Annotated in this window: 17 protein-coding genes, 1 tRNA gene and 1 pseudogene; 2 read left to right on the top strand and 17 right to left on the bottom strand. The window is 69.7% G+C overall.

What is annotated here, in order from left to right; genetic code table 11:
* Window positions 1-121 precede the first annotated feature (121 nt).
* Window positions 122-1,633 carry an aldehyde dehydrogenase family protein gene (locus tag BKE38_RS04800; protein ID WP_076956226.1) on the top strand — a complete coding sequence of 504 codons (1,512 nt, stop codon included), beginning with the start codon at window positions 122-124 and terminating at the stop codon, window positions 1,631-1,633.
* A gap of 362 nt (window positions 1,634-1,995) precedes the next feature.
* On the top strand, window positions 1,996-4,326 hold the full coding sequence (locus tag BKE38_RS04795; RefSeq protein ID WP_076956225.1) for an HWE histidine kinase domain-containing protein: 2,331 nt from the start codon (window positions 1,996-1,998) through the stop codon (window positions 4,324-4,326).
* Between the two features lie 90 nt (window positions 4,327-4,416).
* Here BKE38_RS04795 and BKE38_RS04790 read toward each other — a convergent pair.
* From BKE38_RS04790 to nuoG, 17 genes and pseudogenes are all read right to left on the bottom strand, one after another.
* Window positions 4,417-4,493, bottom strand: a tRNA-Pro gene (locus BKE38_RS04790).
* A gap of 234 nt (window positions 4,494-4,727) precedes the next feature.
* Window positions 4,728-5,072, bottom strand: a pseudogene (locus BKE38_RS04785) (MerR family transcriptional regulator); the annotation flags it as partial.
* A 70-nt stretch (window positions 5,073-5,142) separates the two neighbouring features.
* A complete protein-coding gene (locus BKE38_RS04780; RefSeq protein ID WP_076956223.1) occupies window positions 5,143-5,451 on the bottom strand; it encodes an integration host factor subunit alpha in 309 nt (102 codons plus the stop codon).
* 175 nt (window positions 5,452-5,626) lie between these two features.
* Window positions 5,627-6,178 (bottom strand): GNAT family N-acetyltransferase, encoded by a 552-nt coding sequence (locus BKE38_RS04775; RefSeq protein ID WP_076956222.1) that lies wholly within the window; start codon window positions 6,176-6,178, stop codon window positions 5,627-5,629.
* A gap of 56 nt (window positions 6,179-6,234) precedes the next feature.
* The gene (locus tag BKE38_RS04770) at window positions 6,235-7,557 is read right to left on the bottom strand and encodes an RsmB/NOP family class I SAM-dependent RNA methyltransferase (protein ID WP_076956221.1); all 1,323 of its coding nucleotides are present in this window, start codon (window positions 7,555-7,557) and stop codon (window positions 6,235-6,237) included.
* A 94-nt stretch (window positions 7,558-7,651) separates the two neighbouring features.
* On the bottom strand, window positions 7,652-9,175 hold the full coding sequence (gene guaB / locus BKE38_RS04765; protein WP_242662202.1) for an IMP dehydrogenase: 1,524 nt from the start codon (window positions 9,173-9,175) through the stop codon (window positions 7,652-7,654).
* 350 nt (window positions 9,176-9,525) lie between these two features.
* Complete coding sequence (locus BKE38_RS04760) at window positions 9,526-11,184, bottom strand: ribonuclease J (RefSeq protein WP_076956220.1); 1,659 nt, start codon at window positions 11,182-11,184, stop codon at window positions 9,526-9,528.
* Between the two features lie 85 nt (window positions 11,185-11,269).
* Window positions 11,270-12,088, bottom strand: coding sequence for a type III pantothenate kinase (locus BKE38_RS04755; protein WP_076956219.1), 819 nt, complete (start codon window positions 12,086-12,088; stop codon window positions 11,270-11,272).
* A 43-nt stretch (window positions 12,089-12,131) separates the two neighbouring features.
* Window positions 12,132-12,857: a biotin--[acetyl-CoA-carboxylase] ligase gene (locus tag BKE38_RS04750; protein ID WP_076956218.1), complete on the bottom strand. Its 726-nt coding sequence runs from the start codon at window positions 12,855-12,857 to the stop codon at window positions 12,132-12,134.
* A gap of 82 nt (window positions 12,858-12,939) precedes the next feature.
* On the bottom strand, window positions 12,940-14,358 hold the full coding sequence (gene nuoN / locus BKE38_RS04745) for an NADH-quinone oxidoreductase subunit NuoN (RefSeq protein ID WP_076956229.1): 1,419 nt from the start codon (window positions 14,356-14,358) through the stop codon (window positions 12,940-12,942).
* A 5-nt stretch (window positions 14,359-14,363) separates the two neighbouring features.
* A complete protein-coding gene (locus tag BKE38_RS04740; RefSeq protein ID WP_076956217.1) occupies window positions 14,364-15,875 on the bottom strand; it encodes an NADH-quinone oxidoreductase subunit M in 1,512 nt (503 codons plus the stop codon).
* Window positions 15,872-17,788, bottom strand: a complete 1,917-nt coding sequence (nuoL, locus tag BKE38_RS04735; RefSeq protein ID WP_076956216.1) for an NADH-quinone oxidoreductase subunit L — start codon at window positions 17,786-17,788, stop codon at window positions 15,872-15,874. The genes BKE38_RS04740 and nuoL overlap by 4 nt, the downstream gene beginning before the upstream one ends.
* Window positions 17,789-17,792: 4 nt before the next feature.
* Window positions 17,793-18,104: an NADH-quinone oxidoreductase subunit NuoK gene (gene nuoK, locus BKE38_RS04730; RefSeq protein ID WP_207553489.1), complete on the bottom strand. Its 312-nt coding sequence runs from the start codon at window positions 18,102-18,104 to the stop codon at window positions 17,793-17,795.
* Window positions 18,104-18,844: an NADH-quinone oxidoreductase subunit J gene (locus BKE38_RS04725; protein ID WP_076956215.1), complete on the bottom strand. Its 741-nt coding sequence runs from the start codon at window positions 18,842-18,844 to the stop codon at window positions 18,104-18,106. Before BKE38_RS04725 ends, nuoK begins: the two co-directional genes overlap by 1 nt.
* A 126-nt stretch (window positions 18,845-18,970) precedes the next feature.
* Window positions 18,971-19,459, bottom strand: coding sequence for an NADH-quinone oxidoreductase subunit NuoI (nuoI, locus tag BKE38_RS04720; protein WP_076956214.1), 489 nt, complete (start codon window positions 19,457-19,459; stop codon window positions 18,971-18,973).
* A gap of 83 nt (window positions 19,460-19,542) precedes the next feature.
* Window positions 19,543-20,553 carry an NADH-quinone oxidoreductase subunit NuoH gene (nuoH, locus tag BKE38_RS04715; RefSeq protein WP_076956213.1) on the bottom strand — a complete coding sequence of 337 codons (1,011 nt, stop codon included), beginning with the start codon at window positions 20,551-20,553 and terminating at the stop codon, window positions 19,543-19,545.
* Window positions 20,554-20,559: 6 nt separating this feature from the next.
* Window positions 20,560-22,620, bottom strand: coding sequence for an NADH-quinone oxidoreductase subunit NuoG (gene nuoG / locus BKE38_RS04710; protein ID WP_076956212.1), 2,061 nt, complete (start codon window positions 22,618-22,620; stop codon window positions 20,560-20,562).

Raw genomic sequence — 22,620 nt, 5'->3', positions numbered from 1 at the left:
CCGGCGGCCCTCCGGCAGCGCATGGTCCCGCCCTCGCGCCGGGCGGCACCCCTGCCCGGCCGCGCCGCCACGCCGACCAGACCGATTTCTGCAGACCGATTTCCCGGGAGAACGCCGCCCCATGCTCGACCGCCCGAACCCGACGCCGGAAGCCCCCAGCAACGACCCGCATGCCCTGGCCCGCGCTTTGTCGGGCGCGCATTTCATCGGCGGCCGCTTTGCCCCGGCGACGTCGGGCAGGACCTTCGCGGTGGTCAATCCGGCGACCGGCGCGACGGTGGCCGAGGCGGCCGACGGCGATGCCGCCGATGTCGAGGCGGCGGTGACGGATGCCGCCCGCGCCCAGAAGGAATGGGCCAGGGTCCCGGCCCGCAAGCGCGGCGCCCTGGTGCACCAGGCGGCGCAGCTGATCCGCGCCCATGTCGAGGAGCTGGCCCGGCTTGTCGCCCTCGAGACTGGCAAGGCGCTGCGCACCGAGAGCCGCGTCGAGGCCAACAACGTCGCCGACATCTTCGAGTTCTTCGGCGGGCTGGGCGGCGAGATCAAGGGCGAGACGGTGCCCTTCGGCCCCGACGTGCTGAACATGACGGTGCGCGAGCCGCTCGGCGTGGTCGGCGCCATCATCCCCTGGAACATCCCGATGATGCTGCTGGCGCTGAAGGTCGCGCCCGCCCTCGTCGCCGGCAACGCGGTGGTGGTGAAGTCGGCCGAGGAGGCGCCGCTGGCGGTGCTGCGCATCGCCGAACTCATAAACCGCGTGCTGCCGCCGGGCGTGTTCAACCTGCTTTCCGGCCAGGGGCCGGAATGCGGCGCGCCGCTGGTCGCCCATCCGCTGGTGAAGAAGGTGACCTTCACCGGCAGCGTCGAGACCGGCAAGATCATCTACCGGGCGGCCGCCGACAAGCTGATCCCGGTGACGCTGGAGCTCGGCGGCAAGTCGCCGATGATCGTCTTCGCCGACTGCGATTTCGAGAAGACCGTCGCCGGCGCGCTGACCTCGATGCGCTTCACCCGCCAGGGCCAGAGCTGCACCGCGGCCAGCCGCATCTTCGTCGAGCGGCCGATCTTCGACCGCTTCGTCGCCGAGATGGCCAAGCGGGTGGACGCCATGGTCATGGGCGACCCGCTGGATGAGAAGACCGATATCGGCACCATCATCTCGCCCGGCCAGTTCGACAAGGTGAAGACCTTCATCGACGAAGGGAAGGCCACCGCCGGCGCCACCGGCCGCGCCTGCTCGGCCATGCCGACCGATGCCGCGCTGAAGAAGGGCCTGTTCATCCAGCCGCATATCTTCACCGGCCTGACCCAGGAGAGCCGGCTGGTCCGCGAGGAGATCTTCGGCCCGGTCACCTGCATCTTCCCCTTCGACGAGGCGGAAGAGGTGCTGGCCGCCGCCAACGACACCGAGTTCGGCCTGGCCGCCAGCCTCTGGACCAACAACCTGAAGATCGCGGTGACCTTCGCCCACCGCATCGAGGCCGGCCTGGTCCAGGTCAACCAGAACCTGGTGGTGCAGCCCAACCTCTCCTATGGCGGCGTCAAGGCCTCGGGCCTGGGCAAGGAAGCCAGCCTCGAATCGATGCTGGAGCACTTCACCCACAAGAAGACCATCATGATCAACATGGCCTGACCGGTTCCAAGAGGTCCCGGCCCGGCACAGGGCCCCGGCGTCGCGCCGGGGCCTTTTTTGCGGTTGCCTCCACAACCCTGGGCTGCAGGACAGCGACGACGCGCTTGCGCGAAGTTTGCAGACCGCAACAACCCTCTGGAATCCAGGTGCTGGTCGGCCGCGCTAAAGTTTTCGCCAGGCGAAAATCTCACCCGCTGCCAGAAAAATCGCCGGAACGTTAAGCACGCTTCGCTCCCCTCGCGGTAAAGTTGTCCCCGGGCCGCCACTGCCCCCACGTTAAGCCTGCAGGCCGCGCCTGCCGGCCACGATGGACCGCTGGAGCGATGGACACTGGAACGACGGACATTGGGGCGACACTCCGGATGATGCCTGGCTCCGAAAGGCCGGGCCCGGCCGGGCCGGGCGCCGCCGCGCCCAGCTTCTCCGCCGCCCGGGCCCAGCCCGAGGCGACGGATCCCCTGCCGGCCGCACGCCGCCGGCCGCGCCGCCCCCTGCGGTTCCGCATGCAGATCCTGCGGCTGGTGCTGGCGGTCACCCTGCCGCTGGTGCTGCTGGCCGGCGCCCTGGCGCTGTGGACCGCGCATGAACAGCGCGGCGAGGTGCTGCGGGGCATGCAGCACACCGGCCGCGCCCTGCAGCTGGCGGTCGACCGCGAGCTGCGCGCCGGCATCGCCGCCCTTGACGCGCTGGCGACCTCGCCGATGCTGGACGCGGCGCTGCTGGACGACGGCAGCGGCGAGGCGGTGGGCGGCTTCCGCGCCCAGGCCGAGGCGCTGCTCGACCGCCCGACCAGCGGGCTGCGGCGGCTGATCCTGCTGGCCCCCGACGCCCGGGCGCCGCGCCAGGTGATGAACACCGGCCATCCCGCCGGCGCCCCCCTGCCCGCGGTCGAGCGGCTGCAATACGCGCCCCATGCCGAGGGCACCGGCGCCGATTTCGCGCAGATCTGGGCCCGCATCCTGCAGCAGCGGCGGCCGCGCGTCTCCGACCTCTACCGCAGCGCCGAGGATCCGGGCTGGCGCATCGCCCTCAGCCTGCCGGTGCTGCGCCAGCAGCAGGTGGTCGCCGTGCTGGTGGCGGTGATGCAGCCGCAGCGAATCGCCGAGGTGCTGGCCGAGCAGCAGCCGCCGCCCGGCTGGATCGCCAGCGTGGTCGACCGCGGCGGCGCGGTGGTCGCGCATTCCAGCGACACGCCGCGCTTCCTCGGGCTGCCGGCCAGCCAGCCGGTGCTCGACTTCCAGACGCAGCGGGATTCGACCGCGGCCCTGCTCAGCACCGAGACCCGCGGTGGCATCCAGGTCTATGGCGCCATCCGCCGCCTGGGCACGGTGCCCTGGAGCGTCGCCTATGCCGCGCCGCGCTACGAGGTCGATCTGCCGCAATGGCGGGCGCTGGGCCTGGCTGCCGTGGGCGGGCTGCTGGCGCTGGGGCTGCCGGCGCTGCTGGCGCTGCGGCTGGGCCGGCGGCTGGGCCAGGAGGTCGAGGGGCTGGGGCGCGACGCCGCCGCCGTCGCCCTGGCCGAGGCGCCGCCGCCGATCCGCCCCACCGCCGCGATCCGCGAGGTGGCCTCGGCGCGGGCCAGCCTGATGCGGGTCGGCGAGGCGCTGCATCTGCGCGCCGTCGCCAAGCGCGAGAGCGAGGCGCGCCAGGCGCTGCTCATGCGCGAGGTCGACCACCGCGCCAAGAACGCGCTGGCCGTGGCGCTGTCGCTGGTGCGCCTCGCGCCGCGCGACGTGCCGCCCGCCAATTTCGCGGCCAGTGCCGAGGGCCGCATCGCCGCCATGGCGCGGGCGCATTCGCTGTTGGCGCGCGAATCCTGGGACGGCGCGTCCCTGCGCGCGGTGGCCGAGGGCGAGCTCGCCGCCCATGCCGAGCGCGTGGTGCTGGAGGGTCCGCCGATCCGGCTGGCGGCGACCGCCGTGCAGCCGCTGGCCATGCTGCTGCACGAGCTGGTGACCAACGCGGCCCGGCATGGCGCGCTCAGCACCCCGGGCGGCCATGTCGTGCTGGACTGGGAGCGGCCGGAGGGCGAGGCGGTGCTGCGCCTGGTCTGGAGCGAGCGCGGCGGGCCGCCGCTGCTGGTGCCGCCGGCGCAGCAGCATTTCGGCGGCCGGCTGATCCGGCAGCTGGCCGAGCGGCAGCTGGGCGGCGCGCTGCATGTCGAATGGCGCACCGCCGGGCTGCGGCTGACGCTGCGGCTGCCGGCGCGGCACACCCTGCCGCTGATGGGCGCACAGCCCGGATCCGGCGCCGGGCCCGCCGCCGAGGCGGAGCCCCAGGTCGGGCCGCATGGCAGCGCCATGACCTCGCTCTCGGTCGGGCCGGCGCCGCGGGTGCTGCTGGTCGAGGACGAGGCGCTGCTGGCGATGGAGGCCGCGCATCTGCTGCGCGAGCTCGGCTGCATCGTGGTCGGCCCGGCGCGCAGCCCGACCGAGGCGATGCCGCTGGTCTCGGCGCAGCTCAGCGCCGCGGTGCTGGACGTGAAGCTGGGCGGCACCGAGGTCTTCCCGATCGCCGAGCGGCTGGCGGCGCTGGGCGTGCCCTATGTCTTCATCACCGGCTACGAGGCGCCGGACGGGCTGGCCGGGCATGCGGCGGCGGTGCTGCGCAAGCCCTATCGCCGCAGCGAGCTGGCCGCCGCCGTCGCCGTGGTGCTGGAGCGCCCGGAGAGCGAGACTGCCGAGCCCGGCTGACGCCCCCGCGGCTGACACCCCCCGCCGGCACCCCATTACAAACAAAAAACGGCCCTGCATCAGGCGATGCAGGGCCGCTTTCTTGGGCTTTGGTCGGAGCGGCGGGATTCGAACCCACGACCCCCAGTCCCCCAGACTGGTGCGCTACCAGACTGCGCTACGCTCCGGTGAGCGGGGCAATAGCATCGGGGCGGCTGCCCCTCAACCCCCTGCCGCGCGGGATCGCGACTTATCCGCAGCTTCTCGGCCGGTCACGGCGGCTGATCCGCAGCGGCAGAGCCTGCGGCCGCAGCCGGTCACGCGCCGTGCTGCACCGCCGCCAGCGCGCGCAGCTCGGCCGCCAGCGCCTCGAGCTCGGCGATGGCGCGCTTCAGGGCGCTGTGGCCGGCCTCGGGCAGCGCCGCTTCGGGCTCCTCGGCCGCTTCGACGGCGGGCTCCGCCTCGGGCAGCTCGGCGCCGTTGTCGCGCAGCAGCCGCTGCACCCCCTTGATGGTGTAGCCCTGGGTGTACAGCAGGTCGCCGATACGGCGCAGCAGCGCGATGTCCTCGGGCCGGTAGTAGCGGCGGCCGCCGCCGCGCTTCAGCGGCTTCAGCTGGGGGAACTTGGTCTCCCAGAAGCGCAGGACATGCTGCGGGATCTGCAGGTCCTCCGCCACCTCGCTGATGGTGCGGAAGGCGGTGGGCGCCTTGCGCGGGCGGCCCGGAGCCTCCGCATCGTCAACCATCGAAGGCACCCCGTCATTCATCGCTCACACCCCGGCCTGCCGGCCCTGCCGCGCGCCGATCGGGGTTCCGACGACGGCGGCCTGGCACGGATCAATCCTCGTCGTCGGCGACCGTCTCGCCGTTCAGCCGGCCCTTCAGCACCTGGCTGGGGCGGAAGGACAGGACGCGGCGCGGCATGATCGGCACTTCGACGCCGGTCTTTGGGTTGCGCCCGACCCGCATCCCCTTCTGCCGCACCGAGAAGGTGCCGAAGGCGGAGATCTTCACCGGCCGCCCGGCCTCGAGGGCGGCGGAGACGCGCTCCAGCACGTCCTCCAGCAAAGCGGCGCTTTCGTTGCGCGACAGACCGACCTGGGCATAGATGGCCTCGGCCAGTTGCGCGCGCGTGATGGTGTTCATGTCCGAGCGCGGCCCATGGCAGTTGAAACCCCCTGCAACCCCTTCTGATTGCAACAAAACCGGGATGGCAGGCCGGCGTCAACCGCAACGGCGGGTGTGGCGGAAAAGCTTCAATCGGGTGCGGCTTTTATGCCACAGCTTGTGCTGCCGCCCAAGCTTGCCGCAGGCGCGGCCGTCAGGCGCGAATGGTGGCCGCGAGCAGCAGGGCGATCGGGTCCCAGAGCATGGCGGTCTGCTCGACCGCGCTGCCGCCGACGCGGGTCAGCTCCACCGCCACGCGGCGGCCGCCGAGATGCTGGTAGAACCAGCGCGCCGGATTCTCGGTCAGCACCCAGAGCATCGCCGAATGGCAGCCGATGGCGGCCAGATGGGCCGCCGCCGCGCGCAGCAGCCGCCGGCCGATCCCCTGGTCGCGCCAGTCGTCCAGCACATAGAGCGTGGCAATCTCGCCTTCCGCCAGGCCGCTGCGCCGGGCCTTGCCGCCCGAGGCGAAGCCGACCACCTGGCCCGGCCCGTCCGGCGTGTCGCGGGCGATGGCGACGAACAGCGCCTCGCCGTCGCGGCGCTCGACCAGGCCGCGACGATAGACGGTGGCGAGCCGCGCCTCGGACAGGCCAGCGAGGTAGAGGTCGGGCAGCAGCCCGGCATAGGCGCTGCGCCAGGCGGCGACATGGACGGCAGCGATGGCCGGGGCGTCGGCAGGAAGCGCCCGTCGGATGCTGATCATCGACGCTGGCTTCCCCCTCACCTCCGGCGCCCGCGCGCCGGCTGATCCGGCGGGGGCTACTGCTTCCGACGCAGCACGGCGGCGAAGAAGCCGTCCGTGCCATGGCTGTGCGGTGCCAGTTCCATCCAGGGTCCGGAACCCGGCGGCGGGGGCAGTTCCTGGGCCATGCCAGAGGCCGCTTCCGCCCAGGCCTCGGCCAGGGGGACGGTCTCGTAATCGGCATGGCGCGCCAGGAAAGCCTCCACCTGGGATCCGTCCTCGTCGGGCAGCACCGAACAGGTAGCGTAGACCAGCCTTCCGCCGGGGCGCACCAGCTCTGCGACGTGATCGAGGATTTCTCGCTGCTTGGTGACCAGCTCGGCCAGGTCGCGCGCCGTGGTGCGGCTGCGCGCATCCGGGTTGCGGCGCCAGGTGCCGGTGCCGCTGCAGGGGGCGTCGACCAGCACGCGGTCGAACTGGCCGGCGCGGCGCTTGACCCAGCGGTCGCCGGCGACGAGCAGATGGCGCTCGGCATTGTCGACGCCGGCGCGGCGCAGGCGCTTGACCGCGCCTTCGAGCCGGGTGGAGGAAACATCGCAAGCCACGATCCGCCCGCGATTGCCCATCATGGCGGCGACGGCGAGCGTCTTGCCGGCGGCGCCGGCGCAATAGTCGACCACCCGCATGCCCGGCCTGGCGCCGGTCAGCAGGGCGATCAGCTGACTGCCCTCGTCCTGGATTTCGATCAACCCGTCGGTGAAGGCCTTGCTCGCCAGGATCGGGCGGCGGTCGGGGATGCGCAGGCCCCAGGGCGAATAGGTCATGCGCTCGGTCGGGATGCCTTCGGCGGCCAGCGCCGCGGCGGCCTGCTCGACGGTGCCGCGCAGCAGGTTGGCGCGCAGGTCCAGCGGCGCCGCCTGGTCCATGGCGGCGGCGGCGGCCGGCAGCTCGTCGCCGAAGCGGGCCTGGAAGCCTTCCAGCGCCCAGTCGGGCAGGTTGAAGCGCGGCGCGGCCGGCTGGCCCTCTTCCGAGAGCGGCTTGCCGGCCAGCGCCTGGATCACCGCCATCTCGCCCGGATCCGGCGGGCCGGCGTTGAAGCGGCCGCCGGGGAAGCCCTGCAGTACGCCGTCGATCGTCCAGCGCTCGACCAGCAGCAGATGCGCCATGATCAGCATGCGCGGCGTGGACGGCATGTTGTGCTGCGCCAGGTGCCAGTCGAGCCGCAGCTTCTGCCGCAGCACGCTCCAGGCGCGCTCGGCCACAGCCCGGCGGTCGCCGCTGCCGATGTAGCGGCGCTCGCGGAAGAAGGCGTTGGAGGTGGCGTCGGCAGGGCGGCGGGGCGCGGCGGCCACGTCGCCGAGCAGCGCCACCGTGGCGGCGATCCGGGCGGAAGGAGTCATGGCGGCGAGGGCATCCTGAAAAAGGCGCGGCCCCGGTGGAGCACCGGAGCCGCGCGGTACATGGGCCGGGCCAACGGCCCGGCCCCCCAGAAAATTAACCTTCCTGGCGGTAGTTGGGGGCTTCGCGGGTGATGGCCACGTCGTGGACATGCGACTCGCGCAGGCCAGCGCCGGTGATACGGCGGAAGGTGCAGTTCTGCTGCATGTCGGCGATGGTGGCGTTGCCCGTGTAGCCCATCGCCGAGCGCAGCCCGCCCACCAGCTGGTGGATGACATTGCCGACCGGGCCCTTGTAGCCGACGCGGCCCTCGATGCCCTCGGGGACGAACTTCAGGCTGTCCTGCACCTCGGCCTGGAAGTAGCGGTCGGCCGAGCCGCGCGCCATGGCGCCGAGGCTGCCCATGCCGCGATAGGACTTGTAGGAGCGGCCCTGGTACAGGAAGACCTCGCCCGGGGCCTCGTCGGTGCCGGCGAACATGCTGCCCATCATGACGCAGTCGGCGCCGGCCGCGATCGCCTTGGCCAGGTCGCCGGAGGAGCGGACACCGCCATCGGCGATGGCGGGCACGCCCTTCTCATGTGCGGCGGCGGCGCTTTCCATGACCGCGGTCAGCTGCGGCACGCCGACGCCGGCGACGATCCGCGTGGTGCAGATCGAGCCCGGGCCGATGCCGATCTTCACCGCGTCGGCGCCGGCCTCGATCAGGGCCAGAGCGGCCTCCGGGGTCGCGACATTGCCGGCGATGACCTGGACGCTGTTGGACAGGCGCTTGATGCGCTCGACCGACTTCATCACGCCGGCCGAATGGCCATGCGCGGTGTCGACGACGATGACATCGACCTCGGCGCCGACCAGCAGCTCGGCGCGGCGGAAGCCGTCCTCGCCGGTGCCGGTGGCGGCGGCGGCGCGGAGCCGCCCCATCGCGTCCTTGGCGGCGTTCGGATTGGCCTGGGCCTTGTCCATGTCCTTGACGGTGATCAGGCCGATGCAGCGATAGGCGTCGTCGACCACCAGCAGCTTCTCGATGCGGTGCTTGTGCAGCAGCGAGCGCGCCTTCTCGGCCGAGACGTCGCCGGTGACGGTGACCAGGCCCTCGCGCGTCATCAGCTCATAGACGCGGATGCTGGGGTCGGTGGCGAAGCGGACGTCGCGATAGGTCAGGATGCCGACCAGGCGCTTGCTCTCGCGCTCGACCACCGGGATGCCGCTGATGCGGTGCGCCGCCATCAGGGCCTGGGCCTCGGCCAGGGTCTGGTCGGGATGGATGGTGACGGGGTTCACCACCATGCCGCTTTCGAACTTCTTCACCTGGCGGACGGCCGCGGCCTGCTCCTCGGCGGTGAGGTTCTTGTGGATGACGCCGATGCCGCCGGCCTGGGCCATGGCGATGGCCATCGGACCCTCGGTCACCGTGTCCATGGCGGCGGAAATCACCGGCATGTTCAAGGTGATCTCCCGCGTCAGCCGGGTGCGGGTGTCGGTCTGGTTGGGCAGGACCGTCGAATAGGCCGGGACCAGCAGGACATCGTCGAAGGCATAGGCCTCGGCGATGAGGGTACGGCGCGGCGCGGCGCCGCGCTGGGCGGGGCCGTCGGTCGGGATGGTGTCGGGTGCCATGGCAGGAGCCTTTCGCAGAACTCTTGAGGCGCGTTCCGCAGCCTTGGCGCGTCCCCCTATCCCAGAATCGCCCCACCCCGCAAGCGTCCTGCGTGGGATGCTGGGTTGCATGATGCCAAGGTGAAGATTTGGGAAATTAAGAGGCGGGCAGGTCGGGGGAATGAATTCCCCCGAACCCCCTTCTTCTTTCTGTTCACCGGCCGTTCGAGGACCAGCGCGACAGTGGCGCGCCCTTGCAGGTCGCGCTGTCGATGGGCCGTTTCACGTCCTGTCTCCACGTGGACACGGCAGTCCGGAAGAGAAAAGAAGGGGTCCAGGGGAATTCATTCCCCTGGCCTATCCCCAATACGTCAAACCCTGAGAAGATGGATTTCCACGCTCGGCCGCTTCCGCAGGCGGCGCCCCAGCGCCTTGCGCAGCGCCGTCCGCGCCGCGTCGCGCAGCAGGTCGTCTTCCTGCTTCAGCGCCGGCGGCAGGTCGCCCACCACGCGGGCCAGCTCGTCGGCGATCTGCCCGGGCTCGGCATCGGCCATGTCGAACAGGCCGGGCGCCGAGATCTGGGGATTGCCGAGCACCCGCCCCTGGCGGTCCACCGCCAGCGAGGCCACCACGATGCCGTTGAACAGCATCCGCCGCCGCGCGCCCAGCACGCCGCCTTCCAGCGGCAGCAGGCGGTCGCCGTCGAGGGCCAGCTTGCCGGTGGACACGCCCTCGACCACGTCGGGCGGTTCGTTGCTGCCGGTGGAGGCCAGGCGCAGCACGTCGCCGTCCTCCACCAGCACGGGGGTCGAGCCCATCTCGCGCGCCAGCGCCGCATGCTCCTGCAGGTGGCGCCACTCGCCATGGACGGGCACGGCGTAGCGCGGCTTGACCAGGCTGTAGAGCTTCTTCAGCTCGTCGCGCGCCGGATGGCCGGAGACGTGGACCATGTGGTCGTCGGCGGTCATCACCTTGCAGCCGCCGCGGGCCAGCTCGTCCTGCATGCGCAGGATGGCGCGCTCATTGCCTGGAATCATGCGCGACGAGAAGATCACCGTGTCACCCTCGCCGAGCGAGATGCGCGGATGGGTGTCGGCGGCGATCTTGGCCATGGCCGAGCGCGGCTCGCCCTGGCTGCCGGTGCAGATGATCAGCAGCTGGTCGTCGGGGACGTCGTCGGCATCGTCCTCGTGGATGAAGGGCGGCACCTCGGCCAGGTAGCCGCATTCGCGCGCCGAGGCCTCGGCATTGCGCAGGCTGCGGCCGAACAGGGCGACCTGCCGGCCGGCGGCCTGGGCGGCCAGGGCGATGCTCTCGATGCGGGCGATGTTGGTGGCGAAGCAGGTGACGGCGACGCGGCCCTTCAGCTGCCGGATCAGCGCGGTCATGCTGCGGCGGACATCGCCCTCGCTGCCGGAATGGCCTTCCACCAGCGCGTTGGTGCTGTCGCAGACCATGGCCAGCACGCCCTCGCGGCCCAGGGCGGCGAAGGCGTCCTCGTCGGCCGGCGCGCCGACCAGCGGGTTGGGGTCCAGCTTCCAGTCGCCGGTGTGCAGCACCGTGCCGTGGCGGGTGCGGATGGCGATCGACTGCGGCTCGGGCACGGAATGCGTCACCCGGATGAACTGCAGCGCGAAGGGGCCGAGCTCGAAGCGGCCGCCGAGCGGGATGGTGACCAGCTTCACCTGGCCGAGCAGCCCGGCCTCGCCCAGCTTGCGGCGCAGCACCGAGGCGGTGAAGGGGCTGCAATAGATCGGGCAGCGCAGCTGCGGCCAGAGCGGCGCGACGGCGCCGATATGGTCCTCATGCGCATGGGTGATCACCAGGCCGAGCAGCTTGTCCTTGCGGTCGGCAAGCCAGGCGGGATCGGGCACCATGACCTCGGCCTCGGGCTGCTCGGCGCCGCCGAAGCCCAGGCCGCAGTCGACCGCCAGCAGTTGGCCGTCGCAGCGGTAGACATTCAGGTTGAGTCCGATCTCCCCCGTCCCGCCGAGCGGGATGAAGGCCAGGTCTTCTTGATGGAATTGCATCGATACTCGCCAATGGATAGCCGTTTCACAGGGGGTAGGCGCGTCATCATTGCCCCTTGGGGCAGATACTGTGGCCCTCGCATGCTCAATCACCCTCCGGGCGGAGCGCGTCAGGCAAACTCGTACGCTGGAAAATGGGGTCGGGATTGCGTTCCGCCAACAGGCGGAGCCCTTCCAGCGTGATGTCGGGATCGGTGATCTGCAGCACCGGCGTGCCCTCGGCGAACAGCGGGGCCAGCCCGCCCGTGCCGATCACCTTCAACGCGCCCCCATGCTCGGCGCGGATTCGGGCAACGATACCTTCCACCAGACCCACATAGCCCCAGAAGATGCCGGATTGCATCGCCGGAACGGTGGCCGTGCCGATCACGGATTGCGGACGGCCGATGCCGATGCGCGGCAGCCGGGCCGCCGCCTTGTGCAGCGCCTCGATCGACAGGTTGATCCCCGGGGCGATCACGCCGCCGCGATACCCCCCATCCTCATCCACCACGTCGAAGGTGGTGGCGGTGCCGAAGTCGATGACGATCAACGGGCCCTTGTAGTGGTGGTGCGCCGCCAGTGAGTTCAGCAGCCGGTCGGCGCCGACCTCCTCCGGCTGGTCGACCCGGATCGGGAAGCCCCAGTCCAGCGGGGCGCGCGCCACCAGCGGCTCGCAGTCGAACCATTCGCGGCAGAGGCGGCGCAGATTGTAGAGCGCCGCCGGCACCACCGTGCCCAGCACGCAACGGTCGATCTGCCCGGGCGTCACGCCCACATGGCCGAGCAGCGCCAGCAGCCAGACGGCATATTCGTCGCTGGTGCGCGCCGCATCGGTGCGGATCCGCCACCGGCCACGCCATTCCGTCCCGTCATGGATGGCGAAGACGACATTGGTGTTGCCGGCATCGATGGCGAGCAGCATGCGGAGCCTGGTCCTGGCAGGGAGGCGCGTCGGAAGCGCGGGTCTAGCCGCGGATCTCGCCGGAGGATACGGCGATGCGCCCTTCCTTGCTGCATAGCAGCAAACGACCGTCCTCGGCGAGGCCGGCGTAGGTGCCCTGCAGCGGCGCTCCGGCCTGGCTCACGGTCAGAGGCGCGCCGGCTGCGGGACCCCGCGCCATCCAGGCCGCGCGGATGGGGGCGAAGCCTTCCGCCGCCAGGCGGTCGCGCCAGCGGTCCAGCGCGCCCAGCAGCCGCCAGGCAAAGTCGACCGGCGTCGGCGGAGAGACCCCCTGCCCCGCCAGGCTGGCGGTCGGGCGGTCGGGCAGCGGCGGCGCCTCGGCCAGGTTCACGCCGAAGCCGAAGGCCAGCCAGGCGATGCCCCCTGCCCCGTCCGGTGCCGCCTGGGTCAGGATGCCGGCCGCCTTGGCGCCGCCCAGCAGCAGGTCGTTGGGCCATTTCAGGCGCAGGGCGCCGGCGTCGGGCAGACACCCGGCAACGGCATCGGCCAATGCGACCGCCGCCAGCAGCGACCACTGCGGCAGCTCCCGGGCGGCGCCGTCAGGACGCAGCAGAACCGACAGACACAGATTCCCGCGCGGAGAGCGCCAGGGACGGCCCTGGGTGCCACGGCCGGCGCTCTGTGTCAGGGCCAGCACGGCATAACCATCGGCCTCGCCGGCAGCAGCCCCCGCCAGCACCGCATCCTGCGTGCTCGGCAATTCCTCATGCACGCTCAGGCGCCAGGTCATCCACAAACCCTGAGAAGCAGGAAAGGCCGGGGGGAAAGAATTCCCCCCGGACCCCCCATCTTCTTTCTGTCGAGAAAGAAAGTCAGCCCAGCAGGGCCGCGACCGCCGCCTGCGCCGCAGCCAGGAAGGGCGCGGGGAACAGGAAGAAGAAGGTCGTGAACAGGCCGGTGCCGGCCAGCACCATCGACAGGCTCGCCGGGCGCGGGTCCAGCGCCTCGCCACTGTCGAAGAACATCACCTTGATGACGCGCAGATAGTAGTAGGCCGAGACCGCGGAGCTCAGCACGCCGACCACCGCCAGCGTCCAGAACCCGCCCTGCACCGCCGCCAGGAAGACGTAGAGCTTGCCGAAGAAGCCGGCCAGCGGCGGGATGCCCGCCATCGACAGCATGAACAGCGTCATGGCCAGCGCCATCGCCGGATCGGTCTTGCCCAGCCCGGCCAGGTCGTCGATCCCCTCCAGCGCCCGGCCCTTGCGGCGCATGGCGATCAGCACCGCGAAGGCGCCGACATTGGTGAAGAGATAGATCGCCATGTAGAGCAGCAGGCCGCGGACGCCGAGCTCGCTGCCCACCGCCAGGCCCATCAGCGCATAGCCGACATGGCCGATCGAGGAATAGGCCATCAGCCGCTTGATGTTCTTCTGGCCGATCGCCGCCAGCGCGCCCAGGATCATCGAGCCCAGCGAGCAGAGCACGATCACCTGCTGCCACTGCGCCACCAGGTCGCCGAAGGGCCCCGCCGCAACGCGCACCAGCAGCGCGATGGCCGCGACCTTCGGCGCCGAGGCGAAGAAGGCCGTCACCGGCGTCGGCGCGCCCTCATAGACGTCGGGGGTCCACATGTGGAAGGGCACCGCGCTGACCTTGAAGGCCAGCGCCGCCAGCACGAAGACCAGGCCCACCACCAGGCCGAAGGGCGCGCCCTCGGCCGAGGAGATGGCGTCGGCGATGCGGTCGAAATTGGTCGTGCCCGAGAAGCCGTAGATCAGGCTGGAGCCGTAGAGCAGCAGGCCCGAGGCCAGCGCGCCCAGCACGAAATACTTCAGGCCGGCTTCCGAGGAGCGCTCGCTGTCGCGGTTGAAGGCGGCGATGACATAGAGCGACAGCGACAGCAGCTCGAGGCCCATATAGAGGGCGATCAGGTCGTTGGCCGAGACCATGATCATCATGCCGATGGTGCTGAACAGCACCAGCAGCGGGAACTCGAACTTCGACAAGCCTTCCTTGGCGTTCCAGTCGATCGCCAGCAGCAGGCCGAGCGCCGCGCCCGCCACCACCAGCAGCTTCATGAAGCGGGTGAAGGCGTCGGCGACATACTGGCCGCCGAAGGCATTGCCCTCGGGCTGCGCCAGCACCAGCACGCCGGCCAGCAGCAGCCCGCCCAGCACGCCCATGCTGACGCCGAAGGTGGTGTCGCGCTTCGGCAGCACGCCCGCCACCATGGCGACCAGCCCGACCAGCGCCAGCGCCAGCTCGGGGAGGATGAGGGTCCAGTTCATGCCGGTCACATCCCGGCCAGGCGGGGCAGCGCCATCGCGGCTTCATGCCGCGTGACGAGGGCCGCGACGCTGACCTCGAAGAAGGAGAAGAAGGACGAGGGATAGAGGCCCATCCACAGCGTCAGCACGATCAGCGGCGCGAAGGTGACCACCTCGCGCGGGCTGAGGTCCAGCAGCACCCGCAGGTCGTCGCGCGTGATGCGCGAGAAGATCACCCGGCGGTACAGCCACAGCATGTAGGCGGCGCCCAGGATCATGCCCAGCGCCGCGCCGAAGGCGACCCAGGGATTGGCATGCCAGGCGCCGACGATCACCAGGAACTCGCCGGGGAAGCCGGCGGTGCCGGGCAGCGCGACCGACCCCATGGTGAACAGCATGAACACCGCCGCATAGACCGGCATGATCTTGGCGACGCCGCCATAGCGCAGGATCTCGCGGCTGTGGACACGGTCGTAGAGGACGCCCACGCAGAGGAACAGCGCGCCCGAGACCACGCCATGGCTGAGCATCTGGAAGATCGCGCCCGAGATGCCCTGGTGGTTCATGGTGAAGATGCCGATCGTCACGATGCCCATATGGGCGACCGAGGAATAGGCGATCAGCTTCTTCATGTCCTCCTGCGCCAGGGCCACCAGCGAGGTATAGACCACGGCGATGACGGAGAGCGCGAAGATCAGCGGCGCGAACCACTCCACCGCCTGCGGCAGCAGCGGCAGCGAGAAGCGCAGGAAGCCATAGGCGCCCATCTTCAGCAGCACGCCGGCCAGGATGACCGAGCCCGCCGTCGGCGCCTCGACATGGGCGTCCGGCAGCCAGGTGTGGACCGGCCACATCGGCACCTTCACTGCGAAGGAGGCGAAGAAGGCCAGGAACAGCCAGACCTGGACATGCGGCGCGATGCGCAGCTCGAACAGCGCCGGGATATAGGTGGTGCCGGCGGCATACCACAGCGCCAGCAGCGCCAGCAGCATCAGCAGCGAGCCGAGCAGCGTGTAGAGGAACAGCTTGTAGGCGGCATAGACCCGCCGTGCCCCGCCCCAGACGCCGATGATCAGGAACATCGGGATCAGGACGCCCTCGAAGAAGATGTAGAACATCACCATGTCCAGCGAGCTGAACATGCCGATCATCATCGTCTCGAGCACCAGGAAGGCGATCATGTACTCGCGCACCCGGCTCTGGATCGCTTCCCAGGAGGAGAGGATGCAGAGCGGCGTCAGCGCGGTCGACAGCAGCACGAAGAGGACGGAGATGCCGTCCACCCCCATGTGGTAGCCCAGGCCGAATTCCGGCATCCAGTCCAGCCGCTCGACGAACTGGAAGTCCGCCGTCGTCTTGTCGAACTGGAACCACAGGATCAGCGACAGGCCGAAGGTGATCAGGCTGGTCCAGAGCGCCGTCCAGCGCGCATTGGCCGCCACCGCCTGTTCCTCGCCGCGGACGAAGAGCAGGATGCCCGCGCCCAGCAGCGGCAGGAAGGTGAGCAGCGAGAGCAGGGGGAAACCCGCGGCGTTCATCGACCGACCCCAAACAGGAAGATGCTGACGAAGAGGACGAGCCCGATGATCATCGCGAAGGCGTAATTCGCCACCCGCCCCGACTGCAGCCGCACCATCCGGCCGGAGGCCTGGACCGTCAGCCTGGCGGCGCCGTTCGGCATGCCGTCGATGATCTTCACGTCGCCGGTCTTCCACAGCACCTGCGCCAGGCGGCGCGCGGGCTGGACGAAGATCCGGTCATAGAGCTCGTCGAAATACCACTTGTTCAGCAGGAAGCGGTACAGGCCGGGCACGGCCGCCGCCACCTTCCCCGGGATGGAGGGGACGAACATGTAGCAGAGATAGGCGAGCGCGATGCCCAGCACGCCGACGATGGTGGGCGCGACCGGCACCCAGCCCGGCACCTCATGCGCGTCATGCATGATGTGGTTGTGCGGCGCATTGACGATCGAGCCGTTCCAGAAGGCCTGCCAGTGGTGGCCGACGAAGTCCTCGGCGAAGTAGGCGCCGGTGAACAGCGCGCCCAGCGCCAGCACGAAGAGCGGGATCAGCATGACCGCCGGGCTCTCATGCACGTGCTCCATCGTGTGATGGTCGGCCCGCGGCTTGCCGTGGAAGGTCATGATGATCAGCCGCCAGGAATAGAAGGCGGTCAGGAAGGCGGCCAGGATGCCGCAGATGAAGGCGTACTTGGCGGTCCAGCCATGGCCGGCGAAGGCCGCCTCCAGCACGAAGTCCTTGGAGTAGTAGCCGGCGAAATAGGGTACGCCCGCCAGCGCCAGGCTGCCGATCCAGAACATCGCGTAGGTGATCGGGATCTTCTTCCAGATCCCGCCCATCTTGCGGATGTCCTGCTCGTCCGACATGGCGTGGATCACCGAGCCGGCCGAGAGGAACAGCAGCGCCTTGAAGAAGGCATGCGTGAACAGGTGGAACACCGCCGCCTGATAGGCGCCGACGCCGATGGCGAAGAACATGTAGCCGAGCTGCGAGCAGGTCGAATAGGCGATGACCCGCTTGATGTCGTTCTGCACCATGCCGACCGAGGCGGCGAAGAGCGCGGTGGTGGCGCCGATCACGGTGATGAAGCCCAGCACGTTCGGCGCGTATTCGATGACCGGCGACATGCGCGCCATCAGGAACACGCCGGCGGTGACCAGCGTCGCCGCATGGATCAGCGCGGAGACCGGCGTCGGGCCTTCCATCGCATCCGGCAGCCAGGTGTGCAGGCCGATCTGCGCCGACTTGCCCATGGCACCCAGGAACAGCAGCAGCGCGATCACCTCGAGCACCGGGTAGCCGGCGAAGGTGACCTGCTGGGCGGCCTCGATGCCCTGGAAGATGGTGCCGAACTCGACCGAGCCGAAGGTCCAGAAGGTCAGCGCCATGCCGAGCATGAAGAACAGGTCGCCGACGCGGTTGACGATGAAGGCCTTCATCGCCGCGCGGTTGGCGCTTTCCTTCTCGTACCAGTAGCCGATCAGCAGGTAGCTCGCGAGGCCGATGCCTTCCCAGCCGAAGAACAGCTGGACCAGGTTGTCGGCGGTCACCAGCATCAGCATCATGAAGGTGAAGAGCGACAGGTAGCTGAAGAAGCGCGGGATCGTCGCGTCATGCGACATGTAGCCCACGCTGTAGAGGTGGATCATGGTCGAGGCGAGCGTGACCATGCCGACCATGACGACCGACAGCGTGTCGTAGCGCAGCGCCCAGGAGAATTGCAGCCCGCCGACATCCAGCCAGGTCACGATCTCGACCGTGGCCGGGGCATGGCCCCAGGCCACCTGGGCGAAGGAGGACAATCCGCAGAAGGCGGCCAGCGCCATGCAGATCACGGTCGCCCATTGCGCCGCGCGGTCGCCGATCAGCCGGCCGAAAAGACCGGCGATGATCGAGCCCAGCAGCGGCAGGAAGACAGCACCGACGAACATTGGGCTAACCCTTCAGGGTGGAGACGTCCTCCACCTCGATGCTGCCGCGGTTGCGGAAGTAGATGACGAGGATGGCCAGGCCGATGGCGGCTTCCGCGGCCGCGACGGTCAGCACGAAGAGCGCGAAGATCTGCCCGGTGAGGTCCTGCAGGGCGGAGGAGAAGGCCACCATGTTCAGGTTCACCGAGAGCAGGATCAGCTCCAGCGACATCAGGATGACGATGACGTTCTTGCGGTTCATGAAGATACCGAAGATGCCGAGCACGAAGAGGATCGCGCTGACCGTCAGGTAATGGCCTAGGCCGATGGTCAGCATCAGTGATGCCCCCCGCCATGCTTGTCGTCGTGACCATGATTGTCATGCCCATGCCCATGATCGTCATGGCCGTGGCCATGGATCGCCTTGGGCTTGGGCGGCGCCGGCAGCGGCCGGCGGACGATGCCGAGCTCGGCCAGGCCCTTGCGGGGCGGCACGGCGGTCAGCGTCACCGCCTCGCCGCGGGCGACCTGGACGGCGATGTCCTGGCGGCGGCTGTTGGCCGGCTTGTCGCGCAGCGTCAGCACGATCGCGCCGATCATGGCAACCAGCAGGATCAGGCCGGCGACCTGGAACAGGAAGATATAGTCCGTGTAGATCAGCTGGCCGAGGGCCGCCGTGTTGCTGATCCCGGTCTCCGGCGCCGCGTTCATGCGCAGGCTGTTGGCTTCCGGCGCGAACTGCCAGGAGCCGAAGACGAAGAGCAGCTCGAGGAAGAGGATCGCCCCGATCACCGCGCCGATCGGCGCGTAGCGCTGGAAGCCTTCCCGCAGCCGGCTGAAGTCGATGTCCAGCATCATGACGATGAACAGGAACAGGACCGCGACCGCGCCCACATAGACGATGACCAGGATCATCGCCAGGAACTCGGCCCCTGCGAGCAGGAACAGCGCCGAGGCGTTGAAGAACGCCAGGATCAGGAACAGCACGCTGTGCACGGGGTTGCGGCTGGTCACCACCATGACCGCGGAGGCGATCAGGATGGCCGCGAAGACATAGAAGGCGAGTGCGGCGATCATCGCAGCCCGCCCGCGTGCAGATGCAGCATCATGGCACCGTTCCGAGAAAGCCGTCCTGGCAGGAGGACGGGGCCGTGAAGGAAAGCCGCGGGGATGGCACGACCGGACCCATCCCCGCCGCGGAACTCAGCGGTAGGGCGCGTCGAGCTCGAGGCGCTTGGCGATCTCCGGCTCCCACCGGTCGCCGTTCGAGAGCAGCCGATCCTTGTCGTAGATCAGCTCCGCCCGGGTCTCGGTCGCGAACTCGAAATTCGGCCCTTCGACGATGGCATCGACCGGGCAGGCTTCCTCGCACATGCCGCAATAGATGCACTTCGTCATGTCGATGTCGTAGCGCGTGGTGCGGCGCGAGCCGTCCTCGCGCGGCTCGGCCTCGATGGTGATGGCCAGCGCCGGGCAGACCGCCTCGCACAGCTTGCAGGCGATGCAGCGTTCCTCGCCATTGGCGTAGCGGCGCAGCGCATGCTCGCCCTTGAAGCGCGGCGACAGCGCCGTCTTCTCGAAGGGGTAGCTGATGGTGCTCTTCGGCTTGAAGAAATACTTCAGCGTCAGCGCCATGCCCGAGGCCAGCTCGGCCAGCAGCAGGCTGCGCGCCATCCGGTCAAGACTTGCCATCACTCACCTCGCGGCGCGGGGGTAGCCCGCGCTCTCCATTTGGACAAGGCCCGTCATCATGGCCAACAGGGGGTTGGACCAGGTCATGCCGGCAGCCAGCCCATGATCTTCAGCACGAAGGCCGTCAGGATCAGCCAGCCCAGGCTGAAGGGCAGGAAGATCTTCCAGCCCAGCCGCATCAGCTGGTCGTAGCGGTAGCGCGGGAAGGTCGCGCGCACCCAGACAAAGGTGAAGAGGCAGAGGCAGATCTTCAGGATGAACCAGATCGGCCCCGGCACCCAGTTGAAGGGCGCGATGTCGAACGGCGGCAGCCACCCACCCAGGAACAGGATGGTGGTCATCGCCGACATCAGGATCATGTTGGCGTATTCGCCGAGGAAGAACAGCGCGTAGGTCATGGAGGAATATTCCACCATGAAGCCCGCGACCAGCTCCGACTCGCCTTCCGCCAGGTCGAAGGGCGGCCGGTTGGTTTCCGCCAGGGTCGAGACGAAGAAGATGATGAACATCGGGAAGAGCGGGATGGCGAACCACACCGTGCTCTGCGCCCGCACGATCTCCGTCAGGTTCAGGCTGCCTACGCAGAGCAGCACCGTGACGATGACCAGGCCCATCGAGACTTCGTAGGAGACCATCTGCGCCGCCGAGCGCAGCGCGCCCAGGAAGGCGTATTTCGAGTTCGAGGCCCAGCCGGCGATGACGATGCCGTAGACGCCGAGCGAGGAGATCGCCAGCAGGTAGAGCACGCCGACATTGATGTCGGCGATCGCCCAGCCGTCATTCACCGGGATCACCGCCCAGGCGATCAGCGCCAGCACCAGGGTCAGCATCGGGCCCAGGATGAACAGCGCCCGGCTGGCGCCGGCCGGGATGATGGTCTCCTTCAGCAGCATCTTCAGCGCATCGGCGAAGGGCTGTAGCAGGCCGAAGGGGCCGACCACGTTGGGGCCCTTGCGCATCTGCATCGCCGCCATGACCTTGCGCTCGGCCAGGGTCATGTAGGCGACGCCGATCAGCAGCGGCACCAGCAGCGCCAGCGTCTGGGCCACGGTGATGGCCAGCACCCCGATCGGGGAAGCGAGGAAAGCGTCCATGGCCCCTTACTCCGCCGCCAGCTTGGGGGTGGCGTCGTTGTAGATGCGGCTGCACTCGGCCATCGTCTCCGAGGCGCGGCTGATCGCATCCGCCTGCCAGTAATCGGTCACCGGCAGGGTGAAGTCCGTGTGCGACAGCGGCGTCGGACCGGCGACGGGGCCGGTCGTGTCCAGGCAGCCGCCGGCGACGCGGCCATCGACCATGCCGAAGACCGGGTTGGCGGCGACCAGGCGGGCGCGCAGCGCGTCCAGCGTGTCGAAGGCCAGCGGCACGCCGAGGGCGGCGCCGGCGGCGCGGATGATGCGCCAGTCCTCCCGCGCCTCGCCCGGCGGGTGCAGCGCCAGGCGGCCACGCTGGGCGCGGCCCTCGGTGTTGACGTAGGTGCCTTCCTTCTCAGGATAGGCGGCGCCCGGCAGGATCACGTCGGCGCGGCTGGCCGCGCGGTCGCCGTGATGGCCCTGATAGACCACGAAGGTCTCGGCCGGGATCAGCGCCGGGTCGAAACCATCGGCGCCGAGCAGCCAGAGCGCGTCCATGCCGCCCGACAGCATCGCCGACAGGTCCTTGCCCCCCGGACCCGGCAGGAAGCCGGCATCCAGTGCGCCGACCTGGCCGCCGAACAGATGCAGCAGGTTGAAGCCGTGCCAGTCCGGGGTCAGCGCGCCGACCGCATCGGCCAGCGCCCAGGCCGCGGCCAGCACCGCCGCGCCATCGGCCCGCGCGATCGCCGCGCGGCCCAGGATGATCATCGGCTTCGAGGCGCCCTTCAGCACCTCGGCGAAGCCCTCGCCCGCCTGCAGGGCTGCCAGCGCGGCAGGCCCCTCGCCCAGATGCTGCGCCTTGTAGGTCAGGTTCAGACCCTTGGGCCCGACATAGCCGACCTTCAGCGCGCCCGAGGCCCAGCGCTTGCGGATGCGCGCGTTGAGCACCGGCGCTTCCTGGCGCGGGTTGCTGCCGATGATCAGCAGCGCATCGGCCTCGTCGATGCCGGCGATGCCGCTGTTGAACAGGTAGAAGTCACGGCGCGAGGTATCCAGCGCCGCACCGTCCTGCCGGCAGTCGAGGTTCGACGAGCCGAGGCCCGCCATCAGCTCGCGCAGGGCGAAGGCGCTCTCGGCATCGACCAGGTCGCCGGCGACGGCGCCCACCCGCTCGGGCTTCAGGCCCTGGAAGCGGTCGGCGATGGCGGCGAAGGCCTCTTCCCAGCTGGCCGGGCGCAGCTTGCCTTCGACGCGGATCCACGGGCGGTCCAACCGCTTCCGCTTCAGGCCATCGAAGGAAAAGCGGCCACGGTCGGCCATCCACTCCTCGTTCACGTCCTCATTGGTGCGGGGCAGGATGCGCAGCACCTCGGGGCCGCGGGTGTCGATGCGGATATTTGCACCCACCGCGTCCAGCACGTCGATGCTGTCGGTCTTGCGCAGCTCCCAGGGGCGGGAGACGAAGGCGTAGGGACGGCTGGTCAGCGCGCCGACCGGGCAGATGTCGATCAGGTTGCCCGACAGCTCGGTCGACAGCGCCTTCTCGACATAGGTGCCGATCTGCATGTCCTCGCCGCGGCCCGTGGCGCCGAGCTCGGGGACGCCGGCGACCTCGGTGGCGAAGCGGATGCAGCGGGTGCACTGGATGCAGCGGGTCATGATCGTCTTGACCAGCGGACCCATGTACTTGTCCTTCACCGCGCGCTTCTGCTCGCGGTAACGGCCGCCCTGCCCGCCATAGGCGGTCGCCTGGTCCTGCAGGTCGCACTCGCCGCCCTGGTCGCAGATCGGGCAGTCGAGCGGATGGTTGATCAGCAGGAATTCCATGACGTTGCGACGCGCGTTGCGCACCATCGCAGAGTCGGTGAAGACCTTCATGCCATCGGCGACCGGATAGGCGCAGGAAGCCACCGGCTTCGGCGCCTTCTCCACCTCGACCAGGCACATGCGGCAATTGCCGGCGACCGACAGGCGCTCATGGTAGCAGAAGCGCGGGATTTCCTTGCCGGCGGCCTCGCAGGCCTGCAGCACGGTGGCGCCGTTCGGGACCTCGATCTCGATCCCGTCGACTGTGACCTTGGCCAT

The sequence above is a fragment of the Teichococcus deserti genome (assembly GCF_001982615.1).
Taxonomy (GTDB): Bacteria; Pseudomonadota; Alphaproteobacteria; order Acetobacterales; family Acetobacteraceae; genus Pseudoroseomonas; species Pseudoroseomonas deserti.
This window is presented reverse-complemented; position numbering and strand designations above follow the sequence as displayed.